Origin of the sequence: Actinomadura macra NBRC 14102 (assembly GCF_001552215.1) — a bacterium.
GTDB classification, from domain to species: domain Bacteria; phylum Actinomycetota; class Actinomycetes; order Streptosporangiales; family Streptosporangiaceae; genus Spirillospora; species Spirillospora macra.
Genome location: NZ_BCQT01000007.1, coordinates 17,605 through 36,269, shown reverse-complemented (window position 1 = coordinate 36,269; position 18,665 = coordinate 17,605). Strand labels below are relative to the sequence as shown.

Genomic DNA, 18,665 nt, shown 5'->3' with positions numbered 1-18,665 from the left:
CGTCAGAGTGCTCCGCTACGGTGAGGCGGCATGGAAGATCACCTCCCCGCTCTCCCCGCCGAAGACGTTCTGACGATCCCGGAAGCGTGGCGCAAGTCGCTGCACGCCCGGCGCGGTGGGGCGCCGGGCCCCGAGATCAAGCGGGCCGCGGCCGCACCGAAGGCCGCGCGCAAGCTCGTCGAGGCCACCGGCGGCGCGGTCGACTCGCTGCTGAAGGGGGAGGCCGGGGACCAGGCGCTGACCGAGGCCGCGCGCCGGTACCTGGACGGGGCGGACGACGCGGCGGGGGCGGCGGTGATCGCGGCCGTCACCTCGCTCGGCACCCCGCGGGCGAGCGCTGCGGTGAACCGGACGTTCGTCGACGCCTGGGTCGCAGAGCACGGCATCGGGTTCGCCGCGTGCGCGGTGGTGGAGCGGAGCCGCACGCAGGCGATCCGGCGCGGCGGCGGTGACTGGGTCGGCACCTGGGTCGGGGCTGAGCATCGCAAGAACGATGACGGCGGCGGGGCGGCCGAGGAGACGCTGCGGCGGGTCCGGGGCCTGCTCGCGGTCGCGGCGGAGCACGAGTACGCGGACGCGGTGGAGCGGCTTGCGGCCCACCGCCTCACATGGTCGATGCGGTGGATCGTGTCGTACCTCGCCCCGACACGCGAGGACTGGGTGGACGAGTGCTGCGCCGCGCCCACCCCCGCGCCGAGCGGCGGCGGCCTGCGGTGGCTGATGTACTCCGCGCTCGGCACACCCGCCCAGCTCGCAACCCCGCTCATGGCGAGGGGGCTGTTCTGGAAGGACGCGACCCGCGCACTGCTCGTCACGATGGCGGACGGTGTCGGCCCCGGCGCCCTCGACTTCTTCCTCGCCAACGCCGGGAGCGGTCACCTGGAGTCGGCTGATCGCCGGCGCCTCTACGAGACGATCGCCCTCCTGCCGACGGACGAGGCGTTCCAGGGACTGCTGGACCGGATCGACCGCAAGCACGTGCGGCCCGCCCTCGGCGAGGCGATGAAGCGGTTCCCGGTACGGGCGCTGCGGCTGCTGGCGCGCGCCGGCGCCGACGACCTGCTCGCGGAGCACGTCATGCTGCACCCCGAGGTGGTCGAGGCGGCCCAGCCGGGCCTGCCGGGTGACGTCCGCGCCGAGGTCGAGCGGATCGCGGCCTCCTCCGTCCGGGTGCCGGACGCGCCGGAGGACGTGCTGCCCGCCGTCCTGACGGACCCTTCGTGGGAGCGGGCTCGCCGCCCCGCCGTGGCCGGCCTCCAGGCGCCGCCGCCGCGGCTCGCGTGGCTGGACGGCGAACACCGGGAGTGGCTCGACGCCGATTCGGGCGTTGGCGCGCCGGAGGGCGCGGACTGGGCCATGCTCGTCGAGGGTTATACGTCCGGCGACCACAAGACCGGGTCGGTGCAGCTCATGGTGCACGGCCCGGAGGAGCTGATCCGGCCGCTGCTGCCCGGCTTCACCGGCTTCGCCCGCCGTGATGCGCACCGGTGGACGCGCCCTCTCGCCGCCCGGTACGGACTGGACGCGCTGCCCGTCGCCGTCCGGATGGCGGAGGCGTATCCCGACACCTGCGCCGATCCGCTGCTGCCGTATCTGGACGAGGGGGTGGCGCTGCTCGCCGCGGACTGGCTCGCCCGGCGAGGTAAGGGTGCTGACGCCGGACGCCGATGGCTCGATCGGCACGGCCTCGACGCGGTCCCGCTGCTCGTCCCGGCGGCGCTCGCCACGACGGCCAAGCGGTGGCGTCCGGCCGAGCACGCCCTCCGCCACCTGAACGGCGCGCATGACCTCGCTGGGATCGTGGCGGCGACGCGGACCGCGCACGGCGACGAGGCCGCGGCCGCGATCGGGGAACTGCTGGCGGCCCATCCGGCGGGGACGGGACTGGTCCAGCCGCCGAAGATCGGCGAGTGGCTGGACCCGGCGGTCCTGCCGCAGGTGCTCCTGCGCGGTGGGGATCGGGCTCTGCCGCGCGAGGCGGCGCGTCGCCTGCTGGAACTGCTGGCGATGTCCGTTCCGCACGGAATGGAGGAGATTCGGCGGGTATGTGAGCCGGAGTCCGTCGCGGAGTTCGGGTGGGCGTTGTTCCAGAAGTGGCGGGAGGCCGGGAAGCCTTCCAAGGACGGTTGGGCGCTCACGCAGCTCGGTCGCAGCGGCAATGACGCGACGGTGCGGCTGCTGACACCGGTTGTGCGCGCCTGGCCGGGCGAGGGTGGTCACAAGCACGCGGTCACCGGCCTTGGTGTGCTGGCCGAGATCGGGTCGGACGTGGCGTTGATGCACCTGCACGGCATCGCGCAGAAGGTGAAGTTCAAGGGGCTCCAAGGCGAGGCGCAGGCGCGGATCCGTGAGGTCGCCGATCGGCTCGGCCTGAGCACCGAGCAGCTCGCCGACCGTCTTGTTCCCGACTTTGGGTTGGACGCCGACGGTTCGATGACCCTCGACTACGGGCCGCGTCGTTTCCGCGTTGGCTTCGATGAGCAGCTCAAGCCGACCGTCGCCGACGAGGACGGCAAGCCGCGCAAGTCCCTGCCCAAGCCCGGTGCGAAGGACGATCCCGAACTCGCTCCGGCCGCCTCCAAGGCGTTCGCGGCGCTGAAGAAGGACGTCCGGACCGTCGCGTCGAGCCAGCTGATGCGGCTGGAGCGCGCCATGGTGACGCAACGGGAGTGGACGGCGGGTGAGTTCCGCGAGTTCGTCGTGGGCCATCCGCTCGTCCGGCACCTCGCGCGTCGCCTCGTGTGGGTCGCCTCCGACGGGGACACGGTGTCCACGTTCCGGATCGCCGAGGACGGCACGTTCGCGGACGTGGAGGACGAGGCGTTCACGCTGACGGAGTCCGCCGCCGTCCGCGTTGCGCATCCCTTGCACTTGGACGTCGCCGCTTGGGGAGAGGTGTTCGCCGACTACGAGATCCTCCAGCCGTTCCCGCAGCTCGGACGGGCCGTCCACGCCCTCACCGAGAAGGAGCGCGACGGCGAACGGCTCGATCGGTTCGAGAACCTGGCCGTCCCCTTCGGTCGCGTGGCCGGGCTCGTCCGGCTCGGCTGGGAGCGCGGCGAACCGCAGGGCGGCGGCAACGAGACCTGGATCTCGCGGCCCGTCACCGGCGGCCGCCACCTCGTGATCGGGCTCGACCCTGGCCTGTCCGCCATGGAACTCGGGGCGAACGGCGACTACCAGACCCTTGAGCATGTGTGGCTCGCCGACGAGCCCGGCGAGTACCGCTACCGGAAGGACAAGAAGTCGACGCTCCGCCTCGGTGACCTGGACGCGATCACCGCGTCCGAGGTGCTCGCCGAACTGACCGCCCTCACCGTCTGACCCCCGGAACAGGACATGACGAAGGACACCGACGACTATCAGCGGCCGCCGGCCGAGGTCCGGTTCGCCGACGAGCTGACGCGGCTGCGGGAGGAGGACACCGGGCCGCGGCCCCCCGGCTGGGCGCTGAGCCTGACGGCCGCGCGGCGGTTCATCGTCGGGGACCCCGCGGCCGGTGTCACCCGCAAGTTCGTCGGCGACACCTCGCTCATCGACCGGGCACTGGTGACGCTGGCGACGAGCCGGGGGCTGATGCTGGTCGGGGAACCGGGGACGGCGAAGTCGCTGCTGTCGGAGCTGATCGCGGCGGCGGTGAGCGGGACGTCCACGCTGACGATCCAGGGCGGCGCCGCCACCACCGAGGACCAGATCAAGTTTTCCTGGAACTACGCGCTGCTGGTGGCGGAGGGCCCGTCCACGCGGTCGCTGGTCCCGGCGCCGCTGCTGGACGGGATGGCCGAGGGGAAGATCGTCCGGTTCGAGGAGATCACCCGCTGCCCGCTGGAGGTCCAGGACGCGCTGCTGTCGCCCCTGTCGGACCGGGTCCTCGCGATCCCCGAGCTGTCCGGGCGGGACGCGATGGTCTTCGCCCGGGACGGGTTCAACGTCATCGCGACCGCGAACACCCGCGACCGCGGCGTCAACGAGATGAGCGCGGCGCTCAAACGGCGGTTCAACTTCGAGACGGTGTTCCCGATCGCCGACTTCGCGACCGAGTTGGAGCTGGTGGAGGCGGAGGCTGCGCGGCTCCTGGAGCGCAGCGGGGTCGGTGTCGCGCCGCGCAGGGACGTCCTGGAGGTGCTGGTCACCACGTTCCGGGAGCTGCGGAACGCCACGACGGAGGAGGGCCGGTCGATGGACCGGCTGTCGGCGGTGATGAGCACGGCGGAGGCGGTGTCGGTCGCGCACGCGGTGGGGGTGCGGGGGTGGTTCCTGCGCGGCGAGGCGGGCGGTGCCGCCGACATCGTCGAGTGCCTCGCGGGCACGGCCGCCAAGGACAGCCCCGACGACCTGACCCGGCTGCGCCGCTACCTGGAGCAGCAGGCACCGAGGCGCGAGGGCGAGCAGTGGAAGGCCCTGCACGCCGCCCGGCACCTGCTCCCCGGCTGATGGCGGTCACGTTCGTCGGGGTCCGGCACCACAGCCCCGCGTGCGCGCGGCTCGTCCGGGACGTGATCCGGCGGTTGCGTCCCGCGTACGTGCTGGTGGAGGGGCCGGCCGATTTCGGGGACCGGCTGGGGGAACTGCTGCTCGGCCACGCGCCGCCCGTCGCGATCTTCAGCCACTACCGGGACGCCGAGCGGATGCACGCGTCGTGGACGCCGTTCTGCGCCTACTCCCCAGAGTGGGTCGCACTCACCGAGGGCCGCGCCGTCGGAGCGGAGCTGAAGTTCATCGACCTGCCCGCGTGGCATCCTGCGCTCGGCGAGCGCCGCAACCGGTACGCTGACGCCGAGCGCCGCTACGCCGAGGTCACCGAGCGGCTCTGCCAGGAGTTCGCCGTTGATAACACCGACGTCCTCTGGGACCACCTCTTCGAGATCGCGGACGGGGACCTTCCCGAACGGCTCGGCGCGTACTTCGACCTGGTCCGAGGGGAGTCGGAGGCCGGACCGGACGACGCGGACCGTGAGGCCTACATGGCCGAGTGGGTGCGGGCGGCAGTGCACGCGTCGCAGGACGGGGCGCAGGACGGCGCGGGGGACCGTCCGGTGGTGGTCGTGACCGGCGGTTTCCACAAGCCGGCGCTCGAAACGCTCGTCGCGCGGCACGCGGGGGAGGGCGGGACGGGCTGGCCGGAGGTGCCACGGCCTCCCGACGGTGCGACGGGCGGGAGCTTCCTCGTCCCGTACTCGTTCCGGCGGCTGGACGCGTTCACCGGCTACCAGTCCGGGATGCCGTCGCCGGAGTACTACCAGCGGTTGTGGGAGGCCGGGCCCGACGCCGCGGCGGCGGCGCTCACCGAGACCGTCGTGGCGCGGTTGCGGGGGCGCCGGCAGGTCGTGTCGACCGCCGATCTGATCGCGGCACGGACCCTCACCGAGGGGCTGACCCGGCTGCGCGGCCACCGTTCGCCCGCCCGCACCGACCTGCTGGACGGGCTGGTCGCCGCGCTCGTCACCGACGACCTCGACCAGCGGCTGCCGTGGACGGCGCGCGGGGTCCCCGCTCCGGGGGCGCATCCCGCGGTCGCCGAGATGGTCGCCGCGCTCAGCGGCGACCGCGTCGGCCGCCTGCATCCGGACACCCCGGCGCCACCGCTGGTGCACCACGCCACCGCCGAGCTGGAGCGGCTCGGCCTCGACCGCGGCGGACCGGTCTCCCTGAAGCTGGCCGAGCCGCGGGGGCTGGAACGCAGCCGCGCGCTGCACCGGCTGCGCGTCCTGCGCGTCCCCGGGTACACCCACGAGTCCGGGCCTCTCCTGGGTGGGGGGACGACACCCCACACCCCTCGGAGCGGCCTGGAGGCCGGCGCCGACCTCGTGCTGGAGGAGCGCTGGCGGGTGGACCCGCCGGACCCCGCCGGTCCCCGGCTGCCCGCGCTGATCGAGGCGGGCGCGTACGGGCCGACGCTGCCGGACGCGGCCGCCGCCGCGCTTGAGGAGCGCATGGCACAGGCGGGCGCGAACATGGGCGGGCTCGCCGAGGTGCTGTTCGACGCGGCGCTGTGCGGGTGTACGGGCCAGTCCGACCGGATCGCCGGATGGATCCGCGCGGGGATCGCAGGCTCTGCCGACGTGCCCGCGCTCGGCCGGGCGCTGGAGGTCGTCCTCGGGCTGTGGCGGCATGACGGCCTGCTCGGGACCGCCCGCAGTTCCCTGTTCGGCACGGTGATCGAGGAGTGCACGGCCCGGCTGCTGTGGCTGGTGGAGGGCGTCCGGGGCGGCCCGGCGCCCGCCGATCTCGGGCGGCTGCGCGCCGTCCGCGCCGTCCGGGACGCGCTGCTGCACGCCGCGCCCCGGCAGGGCATGGGCGGGCTCGGCCTGGACCGGGACGCGGCGCTCGGCGTCGCCCGCCGGGTCGCCGCCGACGACGAGGCACCGCCCGACCTGCGGGGCGCCGCGTTCGGGCTCGCCCGCTCGCTCGGCGACGCCGGCGACCCGGCCCGCGCGGTGCGCGGCGCGGCCGGCCCCCGGGTCTTCGGCGACTGGCTCGCCGGCCTGTTCGCGCTGGCCCGGCAGGAGGTGCTCGACCCGGACGCCGCCGTCCTCGACGTCCTGGACGAACTGGTCTCGGACCTCGGCGAGGCGGACTTCCTCATCGCGCTGCCCGCGCTGCGGCAGGCGTTCGAGTTCTTCCCGCCCCGCGAACGCGCGACGATCGCGCAGGGACTGCTGGACCGCCGCGGCCTGCGCGGCCCCGCCCGCGCGCTGCTGCGCACCAGCGCCGCCCCACTGGTCGTCGCCGAGGCACGCGCCCTGGAGGAACGCGTGAACCGGGCGCTCGCCGCCGCCGGGCTCACCGGAGCCGCCGGGCTCACCGGAGGGGAACCGTCATGACCACGCCCGACCTGGAACGCTGGCGGCTGATCCTCGGCGCGCCCGCGGAGGAGTCCACCGGCGCCCTGGCCGAGTTGTCCGCCGAGCGCGACAGGGCGCTCGGCTGGCTCTACGGCCGCGACCCCGAACTCGAACGGCAGGGGGTGCGGACCGAACGGGCGGGCGGCGCCCCTCCGGACCGCTCCGACGACCGCACCGGTGGCGACGGCCCGTCCGTGCTCACCACCGTCGACTGGCTCGACGCCATCCACCGGCTCTTCCCCAAGGAGACGATCGAGCGGCTCGAACGCGACGCCGTCGAACGCTACGAGATCCACGAGATCGTCACCGATCCCGCCGTGCTGGAGCGCATCGAGCCCGACAAGGCGCTGCTGCGCGCCGTCCTGCGTACCAAGCACCTGATGAGCCCGGAGGTCCTCGCGCTCGCCCGGCGCATCGTCGAGGCGGTCGTCCGGGAGCTGATGGACAAGCTCGCCACCGAGGTCAGGGAGTCCTTCCACGGGACGCGGTCGCGGCGCCCCAGCCGGATCAAGAACTCCCGCAACTTCGACTTCCACGGGACGGTCCGCGCCAACCTCGCGCACTACCGTCCGGACGATCGGCGCCTGTACATCGAGCATCCGCGGTTCCTGTCACGGACGCGGCGCCACGTCGAGCAGTGGCAGATGATCCTGCTGGTCGACCAGTCGGGCTCGATGGTCGGGTCGGTGATCCACGCCGCCGTCACGGCCGCGTGCCTGTGGGGGCTACCGGGGCTGCGTACGCACCTGGTCGCGTTCGACACCTCCGTCGTGGACCTGACGTCCGATGTCACCGACCCCGCCGAGTTGCTGATGAAGGTGCAGCTCGGCGGGGGCACCGACATCTGCCGCGCGGTGACCTACGGCGCCGGGCTGGTCGACAACCCGCGCCGCGCGATCGTCGCCGTCGTCAGCGACTTCTACGAGGGCGGGGACGTGCACGGGCTCGTCCGCGAGGTGCGGCGGCTCGTCGAGCAGGGCACGCACGTGCTGGGGCTGGCGGCGCTGGACGAGGAGGCCAACCCGTCCTACGACCGGGGCACGGCGCAGCGCCTCGCCGACGCCGGAGCGCACGTCGGCGCGATGACGCCGGGCCGGCTCGCCGCGTTCGTCGCCGAACGGATCGGCCGGTGACCCGCGCCGACCTGCTCGCGCTGACGCCCGACGCCCTCGCCGCCCTCGCCAACCGCGGCCTGGTCAAGCGCGCCGCGAAGGACCTGGACGCCGGGAACGGGCCCGCCGTGACCGAGGGCCCGGACGGTGGCGTGCACGGCGTCTTCCCGGACGGGACGGAGGCGACGCTCCCGCCCGGCGCCGGGCTGGAGGCCGCGACCTGCACCTGCGCGGCCATGTCCACCTGCCGGCACCGCATCTGTCTCGTCCTGGCCTACCAGCGCGACTCCGCAGGCGAACTCGAACCAGAGACAGGGCCCGGACCAAAGACAGCGCCCGGAAGAGAGGTCGAGACCGCCGCGGGTTGGTCGCCGGGCGCGTTCGACGACGGGGCGCTCGCCCGCGTCCTCGGACAGCGGGCCCTCACCGCCGCGCGGCGGACGCTCCGCGCGGGTTACGCGGCCCGCGTCCACCGGCCGTCGGCGGGAGACCCGGTGGCGCGCGTGGAGCTACCGTCCTGCACGGTGCGGTTCCTCGTCCCGGGCGAGCTCGGCTACGTGGACACCGACGCCGTGGCGGTGGTGCGCGCCGAGGTCATCGTGCTGGCGGCCTGGGCGTTCCGCGCCGCCGACGAGCAGGCCCCCGACAGAGCCGACGTCCGGGTCGACGTCGGCGGCAAGGGCGAGGGCACGGCAGCGGGGACCGGGTTGGAGACCGCGCTGGAACTCGTCGACCACGTGCTCCTCGACGGGGTGGTGCACGCGGGCCCGGTCCTTGCGACGGGCTTGCGGCGCGCCGTCGCGGAGCTGGCGGCCGGAGACCTGCACTGGCCCTCCGCCGCCGTGAACGAACTGGCCGAACAGATGGACGCCTACCACGAGCGCCGCGCCGACTACGACTCCGGACGGCTCGCCGCCCTGCTGGCCGAGGTCTACGCCCGCCACCTGGCGGCGGGGAGCGGCGCCCCTCGCACGCAGGTGCTGGGCACGGACGAGTCCGCAGAGACGCCGCTGCGCCGAGTCCGGCTGGCCGCGCTCGGCTGCCGCGTGGGCGGCACCGCGGAGGTCCGCACCGCCGACGTCTATCTCGCTCACGTCGACACCGTGCTCGTCCTGAAACGGCAGTGGGCGGTGCCGGACGGTGAGTGGATGACCGGGGCCGACCTCGCCGGACGCAGAATCCTCGGGACGTCGCTGCGCGCCCTCGCCGGCGCCAACGTCGTGTCGGAGACCGCGACCCGCAGCGCGGGCCGGGTCGTGCGCGTCGCGCCGGGCCGGGTCGCCAGGACCACGGTCACCCCGCTCGGCGACGCATGGGACGGACTGCCGGACGCGCTGCTCGTCCGCGACCTCAAGGCGGCGGAACGGGCGCTGGACGCGCTCCCGCCGAGGCTGGTTCGGCCGAGGGTGGAGGCGGAGCTGGTCCACGTCATCGCGGTCGCCGAGGTGCGCGATGTCGGCTACCACCCCGGCGACCAGCGGCTCGACGCGGTGGTCGCCGACGAGGCGGGGACGACCGCCACGGTCTCCGCCGACTACGCGCCGTACCGTCCGGGTGCCCTGGACGCCCTGGCCGAGGCCCTCGCCGCAGGTCCGCGCCTCATCGGCGGCGCCGTCCGCAGGGACCGCGGCGGCCTCGTCATCGACCCGTTCGCCGTCAGGACCGACGATGGAATCGTCGTCCCCGACCTTGCGCCCGGTGCCGGCGGCGCCGCCCTGGACGGCCCCGCCGCCCGCCCACGGGATTCCTTGGGCTCGGTGCTGGAGGATGCCCTAGCCGTCTGCGCCGAGGCCGCCCAGCGGGGGCTGTCGCACGTCCCGCGCGGGCTGCGCGACCGCATCGCCCGCGCCGAGAAGGATCTGGACCGGGTCGGTCTCCGGGCCGCCGCCGCGACCATTGCGCGCTTCGCCGCCGCCCTGGACGGCGACGACCCGCACCTCATGACGCGGACCTGGGCTGACGCCCACATCCGCCTCATCACCACGGCCGAGCACCGCTGACCGTCCACGAAGGGGCCCCTGGCCCGGCCGAAGACCGGGGAGCGGGACGCACGGACCGGCCCCGGTCGCGGTGGGCGACCGGGGCCGGGAGCGGGGACGCGTATCAGTCGGCGCAGATCGCGTAGACGCTGATGCCGACGTCGTTGTAGCCGTCCTGGCGGCCGATGCCGATCCAGCTGCGACCGTCAGGGCTGGGGAACGATCCGACGAGGATCGCCCTGTTGCCCTGTGCCTCGGCGCCACCACCGAGAACCCGCTTGGTGCCCGGGCAGGTGAGCGTGCGGCGCTGGAAGTTGGGCACGTTGGCGTTGGGCAGGGCCACCAGCTGGTAGCCGGGGGGCAGGGCGGCGGCCCGCGCGGTCGTCGAGCGGTGCCCGGTGGTCTCCGCGGACTGCGCGGCGGCGGTCGTCGCCAGACAGGCGCCGGCGGCCAGGGTGGCCAGCGAGATGGCGGTGATCTTCTTCGAGAACATGTTTTCTCCTCGTTCGGGGGTACCTACCACGAGGAGTTTCCTATTGATGACTCTGAGTTTCCATAGCTATATGTGATCCTTCAATTACTGTACGCATCTAACGATGGTTATGTGGCGCGCGTCCTGCCCTGCGCATCACGCTCACGTGCGGTAATCAAACGAGGTGGGTGGCCACGGTGACCGTATGCGGTCACGGCAGCCACTCCTCACCCGCCGGTGACGACCGTCGGGAAGGACCCGCGAGGACGGCGTGGTCGCCGCGTGCGGACATGGGTGCGTACGGGCTGGTCAGGCGCGGCAGGTCAGCGGCCGGCCGCCGTTGTAGGTGATCATGTCGTCGAGTGCGGAGACCAGGTCGATGGGCGCGCCGGGGGCCAGTCCGTCCAGCTCGGCGTACGCGCGGTGCAGATTGCCGACGATGCGCTCGGGGTCGGTCAACTCCGCGTACTCGCCGAGATCGGTCTCCCGTGCCGCCTCCAGCGGCGTCAGCCCCGCCGCCTTCGCCTCGGTAGCCACGTGCTGGACGAACCGCGCGTATCCAGGTAGTTGCCGAAGGTGTGGTCGCCGTGGTGATGGGTGTTGACCAGCGTCCGGACGGGACGCGGCGTCACCGACCGGATCGCCTCCAGGTAGGCACGGGTCCGGCGTTCGGTCGAGCAGGCGTCCACGCTTGTCACGCCGCGCGTGCCCGCGAGGAACCCGGTGTTGTTGATCCACCAGGTGCCGTCCGGCTGGATGTAGGCGAAGATCCCGTCCGAGACCTCCTCCAGACGGGGGCTCGCGAGCCCGTCGCGGTCGGGCGCGTCGCTCATGAGGGTCTCCCAGCGGTCGGGCCCAGGCGGACGGTCTCCACCCAGGACGGCGGGTCGGGCGGCGCGTCACCGACGAGTGCGGCGACGAGCCGGCAGGAGGGGGCTTCGGCGGGCCACGGGGTGAAGCCGTCGGTGAGGACGATGACGACCTGCGGGCGTTCGCGCGCCCCGAGCGCCGCGGCGATCCCGACGCGCATGTCGGTTCCGCCGCCGCCGTCCAGTTCGACCTGCCCGGCCGAGCTCACGCGCGACACCGCCCGCACGTCGGCGTCGCAGGCCAGCACGCTCACCCGGTTCCCGCGCACGCCGACCTCGCGCAGCACCCCGGTCACCTCGGCGAGCGCCGCCGCCAGGTCGTCCTCGCCCATCGAACCGGAGGTGTCGATCACGATCGCGACGCGGGGCAGCGGCCGGCGCAGGCTCGGCAGCACGACCCCGCGCATGGCCGGCGTGCGGCGCGACGGCCGCCGGTAGCTGTAGTCGACCGCGCCGCCCGCCCACGCGACCGCCTCCCGCACCGCGCCCGCGAGGACGCGCCGCCAGTCCACGACCGGTTCGAGGACCTCCTCCGCCCAGCGGCGCCAGCCGCCGGGCAGCGCGCCCCGCGCCCGCTGGTGGCCGCGCATCGCCTCGGCCGTGGCGCGCCGTAGCGCCTGCGCCTCCATCGCGCTCACGGCCGGCGGGCCCGTCCCGTCCAGTTCCCACGGCACCGGGCGGCCGTGCGCGCCCGACCCGCAGTCGTGGTGCGGCCGCGGCGGGATGCCCGGCAGGTACTCCTCGAACAGCCGTCCCTCGTCCAGCCCGAAGTCGCGCGGGTGCATGCCGCCCGCGGGAAGGACCAGACCGTCCGCGAGCAGGTCGTCGTTGATCTCGCAGTCCTGCGCGATGTTGACGCGCGCCGGGTCGCGCTGGTCGGCGGCGGGCAGCCGCTCCGCACGGCCGTGGTGGTCGCGCAGCAGGTGCGCGGTCTCGTGGATCCAGACGCCCGCCAGCTCCGGGACGGGCGTCGCGTCCACGAACGCGGGGGAGACGTAGCAGCGCCAGTGCCGGTCGACGCCCATCGTCGGGACGGCGTCGCTCGGCACGACCGTCAGCGAGTACAGCGCGGACGCCAGGTAGGGGCGGTCCGTCGCCGCCCGGTAGCGCGCGGCGAGCAGCTTCGTCCGGTCGAGCGCGACGGGGCCGCGCGGCATCGCTACCCGCCGCCCGGCAGCGCGCCGGACAGCTGCAGCAGGTCGATGAACCCCTCGATACCGCTCGGGACGGGCCAGTCGGTGTCGCGGAGCGCGGCCAGGTCGCCCGCGGCGCGCGCGGCGATGTCGGGGACGCCCGCGTCCACCGCCTTGGCCAGCACCTCCCAGCCCGCCTCCCAGCGCCGGCGGGTGCAGTCGCCCTGGACGGACGCGACCACGGCGGTCAGGAACGCCAGCTGCCGGTCGCCGCGCTCGGGCAGCGCGAACGCGGACGGGTTGGCGAGCACGCGGTCGGGGTCCGGGAGATCCAGCTCTTCCAGGTAGGACAGCAGCTCAAGCCCGGCGCCGTCGCCGACGGCGCCGACCACCGCGGCGGCGACCGCGTCCCGCGCGGCGCCGGTGGCGTAGCCGGTCGCGAGCAGCCGCAGCGCCATCTCCCAGCTGCGCGGCGACGGCCACGCCCCGCCGCGCGCCTCCGCGTCGGAGGGCAGGTGATGCGCCAGCCCTGGGCGCGCCGTGAGGAACCCCGACACCGCGCCGCGTGCCCGCGCGACGGCCGCCGCGGCCTTGGCCCCGTCCACGACCGGGACGGTCAGCTCGGGCCAGGTGCCCGCCATGCCCCGCGCGACCGTCCGCGGGTCGTGCGTCCAGTGCAGATGGACGAACCGGTTCGCGAGCGGCGGGCTCAGGTGCCAGCCGTCCGCCGCGCTCGCCGGCGGGTTCGCGGCGGCGACGACCCGGACCGGACCGGGCAGCGCCAGGCTCCCGACCCTGCGCTCCAGGACGACCCGCAGCAGCGCCGCCTGTACCGCCGGCGGCGCCGACGACAGCTCGTCGAAGAACACGATGCCGCGTCCGGCGCCCGCGAGCCGTACCGCCCAGTCGGGCGGCGCCATCGGCACTCCGGTCACGGCCGGATCGTCCCCGATGACCGGCAGCCCGGCGAAGTCGGACGGCTCGTGCACGCTGGCGATCACCGTCTCCAGCGGGACGCCGAGCCGTCCCGCGAGCCGCTCCATCCCCGCCGACTTGCCGATGCCCGGCTCCCCCCACAGCAGTACGGGGACGTTCGCCGACACCGCGAGCGCCAGCGCCTCCAGCTGGGCGCTGCGCGCCGGCTCGGTGCGCCACGCGCCGGCGCGGGCGTTGAGCTCGTCCGCGGCGGCGAGGAGGTCAGCCGGCACGGAGCCACTCCAAATCGTCCCGTCCGTTCGACTTGATCATCTCTGTCAGGCTCCTGCCGTACCGGTCGGTCGTGTCCGTGCGCGCCCCCGCCTCTACCAGCGCTCTGATCAGCGCGACCGGGCCGATCTCGCAGACCGCGGCATACAGCGGCGTGCGGGTGTTGTGGTCGAGGTCCTCCAGGCCGAGCCCTGCCTCCAGCAGCCGCGGCAGCAGCACCTCGTGATCCAGCGCGCTGAGCGTGTGCATGAGCGTCCGCCTGCGCCCGTCGCGGACGAACGGGTCCATCCCGGCGTCCAGCAGCCGCAGCACGCCGTCGGTGTCGCCGTGCTGCGCGCGCAGGAACAGGTCCTCACGCTGCTCACGCAGGCCGCGGGGCAGCCGTCCGTCCCCCGACCGCCACACCCGGTGGACGGCGAAGCATCCGGGGATCTTCCCGCCGAACCCCGCCAGTGCCTGCTCTCGCCGCTGCTCGGCCGCCGAGTGCGGCATCTCCAGGCCGCCGTGGCCCGACCGGACCTCGTGCCACTCGCCCCGGCACCGCACCCGCACCGCCGCCGGCCGCTCCACGCCTGGCGGCCCGTCCGGCCGGTCGGGGACGGGACGGGCCGGGAACAGCGCGGCCGAGACCAGCGGGTGCAGCTCCGCCGGCGTGATCATCCCGGCGCGCAGCAGGTCGAGGTCGGGCAGGCGGCGCCCCTGGTGCTCCTCCAGCTCCGGGTTCTCGGCGGACGCCGCGTCCTCGTGCGCGAGCCGCGCGAGCGGGCGCCGGCGTCCCCCGCCGGTCGTCACGGCCAGGGCGGAATGCCGGAGCAGGTCGCCGGCGCGCCGGGCGTCGAACAGGTGCGGCGCGGACGTCCAGTCCCGCGCCCCGGGCGACCACGGGCGCACCGCCAGCGTCAGCCGCTGCGGGCCGCAGAGCAGGGCCGGCGTGTCGACGTGCAGGACCGGGGCGGGCGCGGGGGCGCGGTCTCCGCCGTAGCGCCCGAGAGCGAGCGACAGCCGGGCCACGAGGCCCGTTCGGCCGCCACCCGAGACCCGGGGCAGGTGCCAGCGCAGCAGGTCGGGCGCGAAGTGCCGGAGGTCGTCGGCCAGCTCCGCCGCGGCCTCGGCGCCGTACTCGCCGGCGACGCCGTCCAGGTCGAACGCGACGTCCACGTTCGCCGCCGCGCACGCGCCATGCCAGTCGCCCGCCAGCCGCCGCGCAGTGGCCTTCTCGATCATCGAGCGGGGCACGGCGTACCGGCGGATCCGCCGGTACGCGGCCAGCTCCTCCCGCGACGGCGCGCCGATCAACGGTAGACGCTCGCGATCGCGCGCAGGTCGGGATGGGTGCCCGCGGCGGGGCGCAGGCGCCCGGTGAACGCGCGCTTGACCTTGCGCGGCACGCCCGGGCCGAGCCCGACGTACTCCAGGCGCGTGCCGTCGCCGACCTTCGCCAGCAACGTTTTCGCGCCGCGCCCGGTGATCCCGGTGTGGCGCAGTTCGAGGCGGCGGAGCGGGCTGCGGGACAAGGCCGCGGCCAGCGCCGCCGCGCCGTCGTCGCCGGTGGCGTTGGGGGGCGCGCCGAGCGCCCGCTCGGACGGCGGGCGGCCGAGGTCGAGCGCCTCGATCCGGCCGAGCGCCCCCGCGAGGGCCCGCGCCCCGGCGGGGCCGACGCCGTTGCCGCCCAGCCCGAGCCGGACGGGACGTTCGCCGGAGCCCGCCGCGTCCGCGAGGTTCGCCGCGCCGTCGTCGCCCAGGTGGTTCGCGGGCGCGTACAGCTCACGGACGCCCGCGTCGCGCAGCAGCGCCGCCAGCACCCCGGCGGCGTCCGGGCCCAGCCCGTTGCCGCCGAGGAACAGCCGCTCCAGCGGAGTCTCCCGCGCCGCGAGCGCGTCGAGGAGAGCGCGTAGCCCGGTCAGGCCCAGACCGGTGTTGACGAGGTCGAGCGTCCGGATCGTCTGGTTGGTTCGGAGCATCCCGGCCAGTGCCGCCGCGCCCGCGTCGCCCACCGGGTTGCGTTTCAGCCACAGCGCCCGCACCTCGCCGTCCGCGGCCAGCCGCCCGGCGAGCGCCGCCGCGCCGTCCGCGTCGATGCGGTTGCAGCCCAGGTAGAGGGTCCGGACGCCGTGGCCGGGGTCGAGGGCGTCGGCGATCGCCTGGGCGCCGTCGCCGCCCATCGCGTTCGTGCCGAGCAGCAGGTGCACCGCGTGCGGCGACGCGACCGCGGCCGGGACGAGCCGCGCGACGCCCGCCGCGCCGAGGCCCCGCTTGCACAGGTCGACCCGCCCGTCGCCGCGCAGAGTCCCGAGCGGGAACGTCTCGTCGGCCTCCAGCGGCGCGCCGTCGGCGAGCCGCGCCAGCAGCGGGCCGAGCGCGGCCGGGTCGGCGAGCGGCACGGCCGGGTGCTCGATCGCGGGGCAGCGTACGGGGGTCGGCTCCATCACCACTCCACCGGTCGGTAGTCCTTCAGGAACAGGCCGGACAGCCGCTCGCCGCCGACGCCCCGCACGATCGGGTCGTACACGCGGGCGGCGCCGTCGATCACGTCCAGCGGCGGGCGGAACCCCGCCGCCCGCTGCGCGAGCTTGCCCGGATGCGGCCGCTCGTCGGTCACCCAGCCGGTGTCGACGCTGGTCATGTGGATGCCGGCCGCCGCGTAGTCGGCGGCGGACGTGCGGGTCATCATGTTCAGCGACGCCTTGGCCATGTTGGTGTGCGGATGGCGGACGGTCTTGTGCACGCGGGAGAAACTGCCCTCCATCGCCGACACCTGCACCACGTACCGGTCGGGCCACGGCGACGCCTCCAGCAGCCCGCGCAGCCGCGCGGTCAGCAGGAACGGCGCGAACGCGTTCACCATCTGCACTTCGGCCCACTCGGCGGGATCGACCTCGTGCAGGCGCAGGTTCCAGCTGTTGCGGGCGCGCAGGTCCAGGGGCTCGCCCGTCTCGTCCGTGCGTCCGGAGGGGAACAGGGCGTCGTCTCGCAGTGCGAGGTCCGCCATGGCCCCCGGGGCGAGCGTCGCGCCGGGCCCCGGGGCGAGCGCGGTGCCGGGCGCCGCCTGCGCGACGTCCACCCGCGCGGCCGGGCCGGTCAACGGCAGCGCCTCCGCCGCGCGCACGTCCCGGTGGTAGGCGGCCGGCCGGCGGACGGTCTGCGCCGCGTTGTTGACCAGGACGTCCAGATGGTCGAACCGTGCGTGCACCGCCTCCAGCAGCCCCGCGACGCCGGGCAGGTCGAGCAGGTCGACGCCGTGGACGTGCAGCCGTCCGAGCCAGTCGCCGCAGTCGTCGACCGCCGCGAACCGGCGTGCCGCGTCACGCGGGAAGCGGGTGGTGACGAGCACCTCCGCGCCGTCCCGCAGCAGTTTCAGCGCGACCTGGAAGCCGATCTTCACGCGCCCGCCCGTCACGACGGCGCGTCGTCCGCGCAGGTCGCACCGCGCATTCCGGCGCGCCGCGTTCTCCCGCGCGCACGCCGGACACAGCTGGTGGTAGTCGGGATGGACGTCCCGAAAGGGCGCCTTGCACACGTAGCACCGCCGTGCCGCCGCCAGCACCCGCTGCCCGGCGCGCGGCGGCCGGGCGTCCGCGCCTGCGGCCGGCCTGGCGTCCGGGGACGGGTTCTGGTCCTGGAAGCGCGTCGTGGCCGCCAACAGCGCGAGATCGTTACTGCGCCGCTCGGCGCTCCGGGCGGCCTTGCGGGCCTTCTTGCCCGCTCGGTGCACCTGCGCGGCGGCTTCGTGCACGGTGCGCCAGCGGGGGTCGTCGGGGGACGCGGACCGCGCCAGTTCCAGCAGCCGCAGGCATGCCGCGAGGTCGGCCGGGTCGGGTGCCTGCACCGGTGGCGGCTCGTCGGCCTGCTCTGCCGGTGGCTGCTCTGCCGGGACGGTCGGCACGGCACTCCTCGCTCCCCGGGGGTGGACGGGGCAGGGCCGACCGGATTCGAACCGGCGTCCTCCAGCGTGCGGCGGTGGCGCGACGACCTCTGCGCTACGGCCCTGCCGTGCGGCAGCCTAGCGAAGGGCCCGGACGTCCCGCCCGCGGATCCGGTGCCCAGTCAGCCCTCCTCGGCTTCCTCGTCGGAGGGGCGGGCGGCCTCCGGGCCATCCGGGCCCACCCTGATCATCCGCACGACCCGGACGATACGGAACCGCCGCCCGCACGCCACGAACTCCACCCCGCGGTCGGCTTCGACGCGGTCGGCGGCCCGCGCGTACTCGGCGAGTTCACCGGGACTCGGCGGCGGCGCGCCGTCCGGCGAGTAGCGGGGCAGGATCACGCGGAAGTAGTGCGCGAGCGCGGCGCGGGCGTCCTGCGGGCCGTCACCGCCGGTCAGCGGCCGCCACCGGTCGTCCAGATCCTCCACGACGGTGAACTCCGGCGGCAGCAGCACGACACCCGGATGGTCGCGGATCGCCGTGACGGCCTCCCGGCGCAGGCCGTCGGGGACCGTCCCGGCGGCCGGGACGAGGCTCAGCAGTTCCAGCCGGAGCGCCGCGTCGGACGGGCCGACCGGTGCGGTCGGATCGATGGTGAACGAGCGGAGCGGGCCCTCCTCGGTGTCGGTCGCGCGGACCGGTTCGGGCCCGTCGTCGCCGAACCGCGTGAAGCCCAGTACCCGGATGATCCGGTACCGGCACCGGCCGGCCGCGAAGTCGTTCTGGGTGGTCGCCTCGCCGACCTCCGGGTCGCACCGGTCGGCGATGGCGAGCATCCGCTCGCGGACGCGCCGCTCGAACCGCCCCGCCCCGCGGCGCAGGTGCATCGCCAGATCGACGCGCGCCCCGTACGGTTCGATCGCGCCGAGGTGCAGGATCCGCCATGCGCCGGCGGACCGTTCGGCGACGCCGAAGTCCGGTGGTCCCGCGCCGACGATCTTGGGATACACGCGCATCCGCTCGGCGGCCTCCTGGTCACGGACCGCCTCGACGGGCCCGAGATCCCTGACGAGGTTGATCAGGTCGTATCCGGGCATCCCCTCGATGGCCATGTACCCATCGTGACGTCACAGCGACCCGTACGTGACGGAAACGGCCACCCGGTCACCTCGTTTTGCCGAATT

The 18,665-nt window shown here is 74.9% G+C and carries 14 protein-coding genes and 1 tRNA gene; 5 read left to right on the top strand and 10 right to left on the bottom strand.

Translation table 11 applies throughout. The features are described 5' to 3' along the window. Positions 1-30: 30 nt before the first annotated feature. From AMA02S_RS13510 to AMA02S_RS13490, 5 genes are read left to right on the top strand one after another with little or no spacing between them, the layout of a single operon-like run. Positions 31-3,324, top strand: coding sequence for a DUF4132 domain-containing protein (locus AMA02S_RS13510; protein WP_067457329.1), 3,294 nt, complete (start codon positions 31-33; stop codon positions 3,322-3,324). A 15-nt stretch (positions 3,325-3,339) separates the two neighbouring features. Then, positions 3,340-4,434: an ATP-binding protein gene (locus AMA02S_RS13505; RefSeq protein ID WP_067457326.1), complete on the top strand. Its 1,095-nt coding sequence runs from the start codon at positions 3,340-3,342 to the stop codon at positions 4,432-4,434. Further along, a complete protein-coding gene (locus AMA02S_RS13500; protein ID WP_067457539.1) occupies positions 4,434-6,824 on the top strand; it encodes a DUF5682 family protein in 2,391 nt (796 codons plus the stop codon). Before AMA02S_RS13505 ends, AMA02S_RS13500 begins: the two co-directional genes overlap by 1 nt. Further along, positions 6,821-7,978, top strand: a complete 1,158-nt coding sequence (locus AMA02S_RS13495) for a VWA domain-containing protein (RefSeq protein WP_067457323.1) — start codon at positions 6,821-6,823, stop codon at positions 7,976-7,978. The genes AMA02S_RS13500 and AMA02S_RS13495 overlap by 4 nt, the downstream gene beginning before the upstream one ends. Further along, positions 7,975-9,957, top strand: coding sequence for a YehQ family protein (locus AMA02S_RS13490; protein ID WP_067457320.1), 1,983 nt, complete (start codon positions 7,975-7,977; stop codon positions 9,955-9,957). The genes AMA02S_RS13495 and AMA02S_RS13490 overlap by 4 nt, the downstream gene beginning before the upstream one ends. A gap of 103 nt (positions 9,958-10,060) precedes the next feature. Here AMA02S_RS13490 and AMA02S_RS13485 read toward each other — a convergent pair whose 3' ends face one another. From AMA02S_RS13485 to AMA02S_RS13440, 10 genes are all read right to left on the bottom strand, one after another. Next, a complete protein-coding gene (locus tag AMA02S_RS13485; RefSeq protein WP_067457317.1) occupies positions 10,061-10,429 on the bottom strand; it encodes a hypothetical protein in 369 nt (122 codons plus the stop codon). Positions 10,430-10,717: 288 nt separating this feature from the next. Beyond that, positions 10,718-10,945, bottom strand: a complete 228-nt coding sequence (locus AMA02S_RS44995) for a hypothetical protein (RefSeq protein WP_067457313.1) — start codon at positions 10,943-10,945, stop codon at positions 10,718-10,720. Beyond that, on the bottom strand, positions 10,915-11,241 hold the full coding sequence (locus AMA02S_RS44990; RefSeq protein WP_067457311.1) for an MBL fold metallo-hydrolase: 327 nt from the start codon (positions 11,239-11,241) through the stop codon (positions 10,915-10,917). The genes AMA02S_RS44995 and AMA02S_RS44990 overlap by 31 nt, the downstream gene beginning before the upstream one ends. Then, positions 11,238-12,434 carry a vWA domain-containing protein gene (locus AMA02S_RS13470; RefSeq protein ID WP_067457308.1) on the bottom strand — a complete coding sequence of 399 codons (1,197 nt, stop codon included), beginning with the start codon at positions 12,432-12,434 and terminating at the stop codon, positions 11,238-11,240. Before AMA02S_RS13470 ends, AMA02S_RS44990 begins: the two co-directional genes overlap by 4 nt. A 2-nt stretch (positions 12,435-12,436) precedes the next feature. Then, on the bottom strand, positions 12,437-13,618 hold the full coding sequence (locus tag AMA02S_RS13465; protein ID WP_174550956.1) for an AAA family ATPase: 1,182 nt from the start codon (positions 13,616-13,618) through the stop codon (positions 12,437-12,439). Continuing rightward, on the bottom strand, positions 13,608-14,912 hold the full coding sequence (locus tag AMA02S_RS13460; protein WP_067457302.1) for an ankyrin repeat domain-containing protein: 1,305 nt from the start codon (positions 14,910-14,912) through the stop codon (positions 13,608-13,610). Before AMA02S_RS13460 ends, AMA02S_RS13465 begins: the two co-directional genes overlap by 11 nt. After that, positions 14,909-16,042 carry a leucine-rich repeat domain-containing protein gene (locus tag AMA02S_RS13455; RefSeq protein ID WP_218004950.1) on the bottom strand — a complete coding sequence of 378 codons (1,134 nt, stop codon included), beginning with the start codon at positions 16,040-16,042 and terminating at the stop codon, positions 14,909-14,911. Before AMA02S_RS13455 ends, AMA02S_RS13460 begins: the two co-directional genes overlap by 4 nt. After that, complete coding sequence (locus AMA02S_RS13450) at positions 16,042-17,499, bottom strand: SDR family NAD(P)-dependent oxidoreductase (protein WP_218004949.1); 1,458 nt, start codon at positions 17,497-17,499, stop codon at positions 16,042-16,044. The genes AMA02S_RS13455 and AMA02S_RS13450 overlap by 1 nt, the downstream gene beginning before the upstream one ends. A gap of 31 nt (positions 17,500-17,530) precedes the next feature. Continuing rightward, a tRNA-Arg gene (locus AMA02S_RS13445) sits at positions 17,531-17,603 on the bottom strand. 57 nt (positions 17,604-17,660) lie between these two features. Then, a complete protein-coding gene (locus AMA02S_RS13440; protein ID WP_067457300.1) occupies positions 17,661-18,593 on the bottom strand; it encodes a DUF5954 family protein in 933 nt (310 codons plus the stop codon). Between the last annotated feature and the right edge of the window lie 72 nt (positions 18,594-18,665).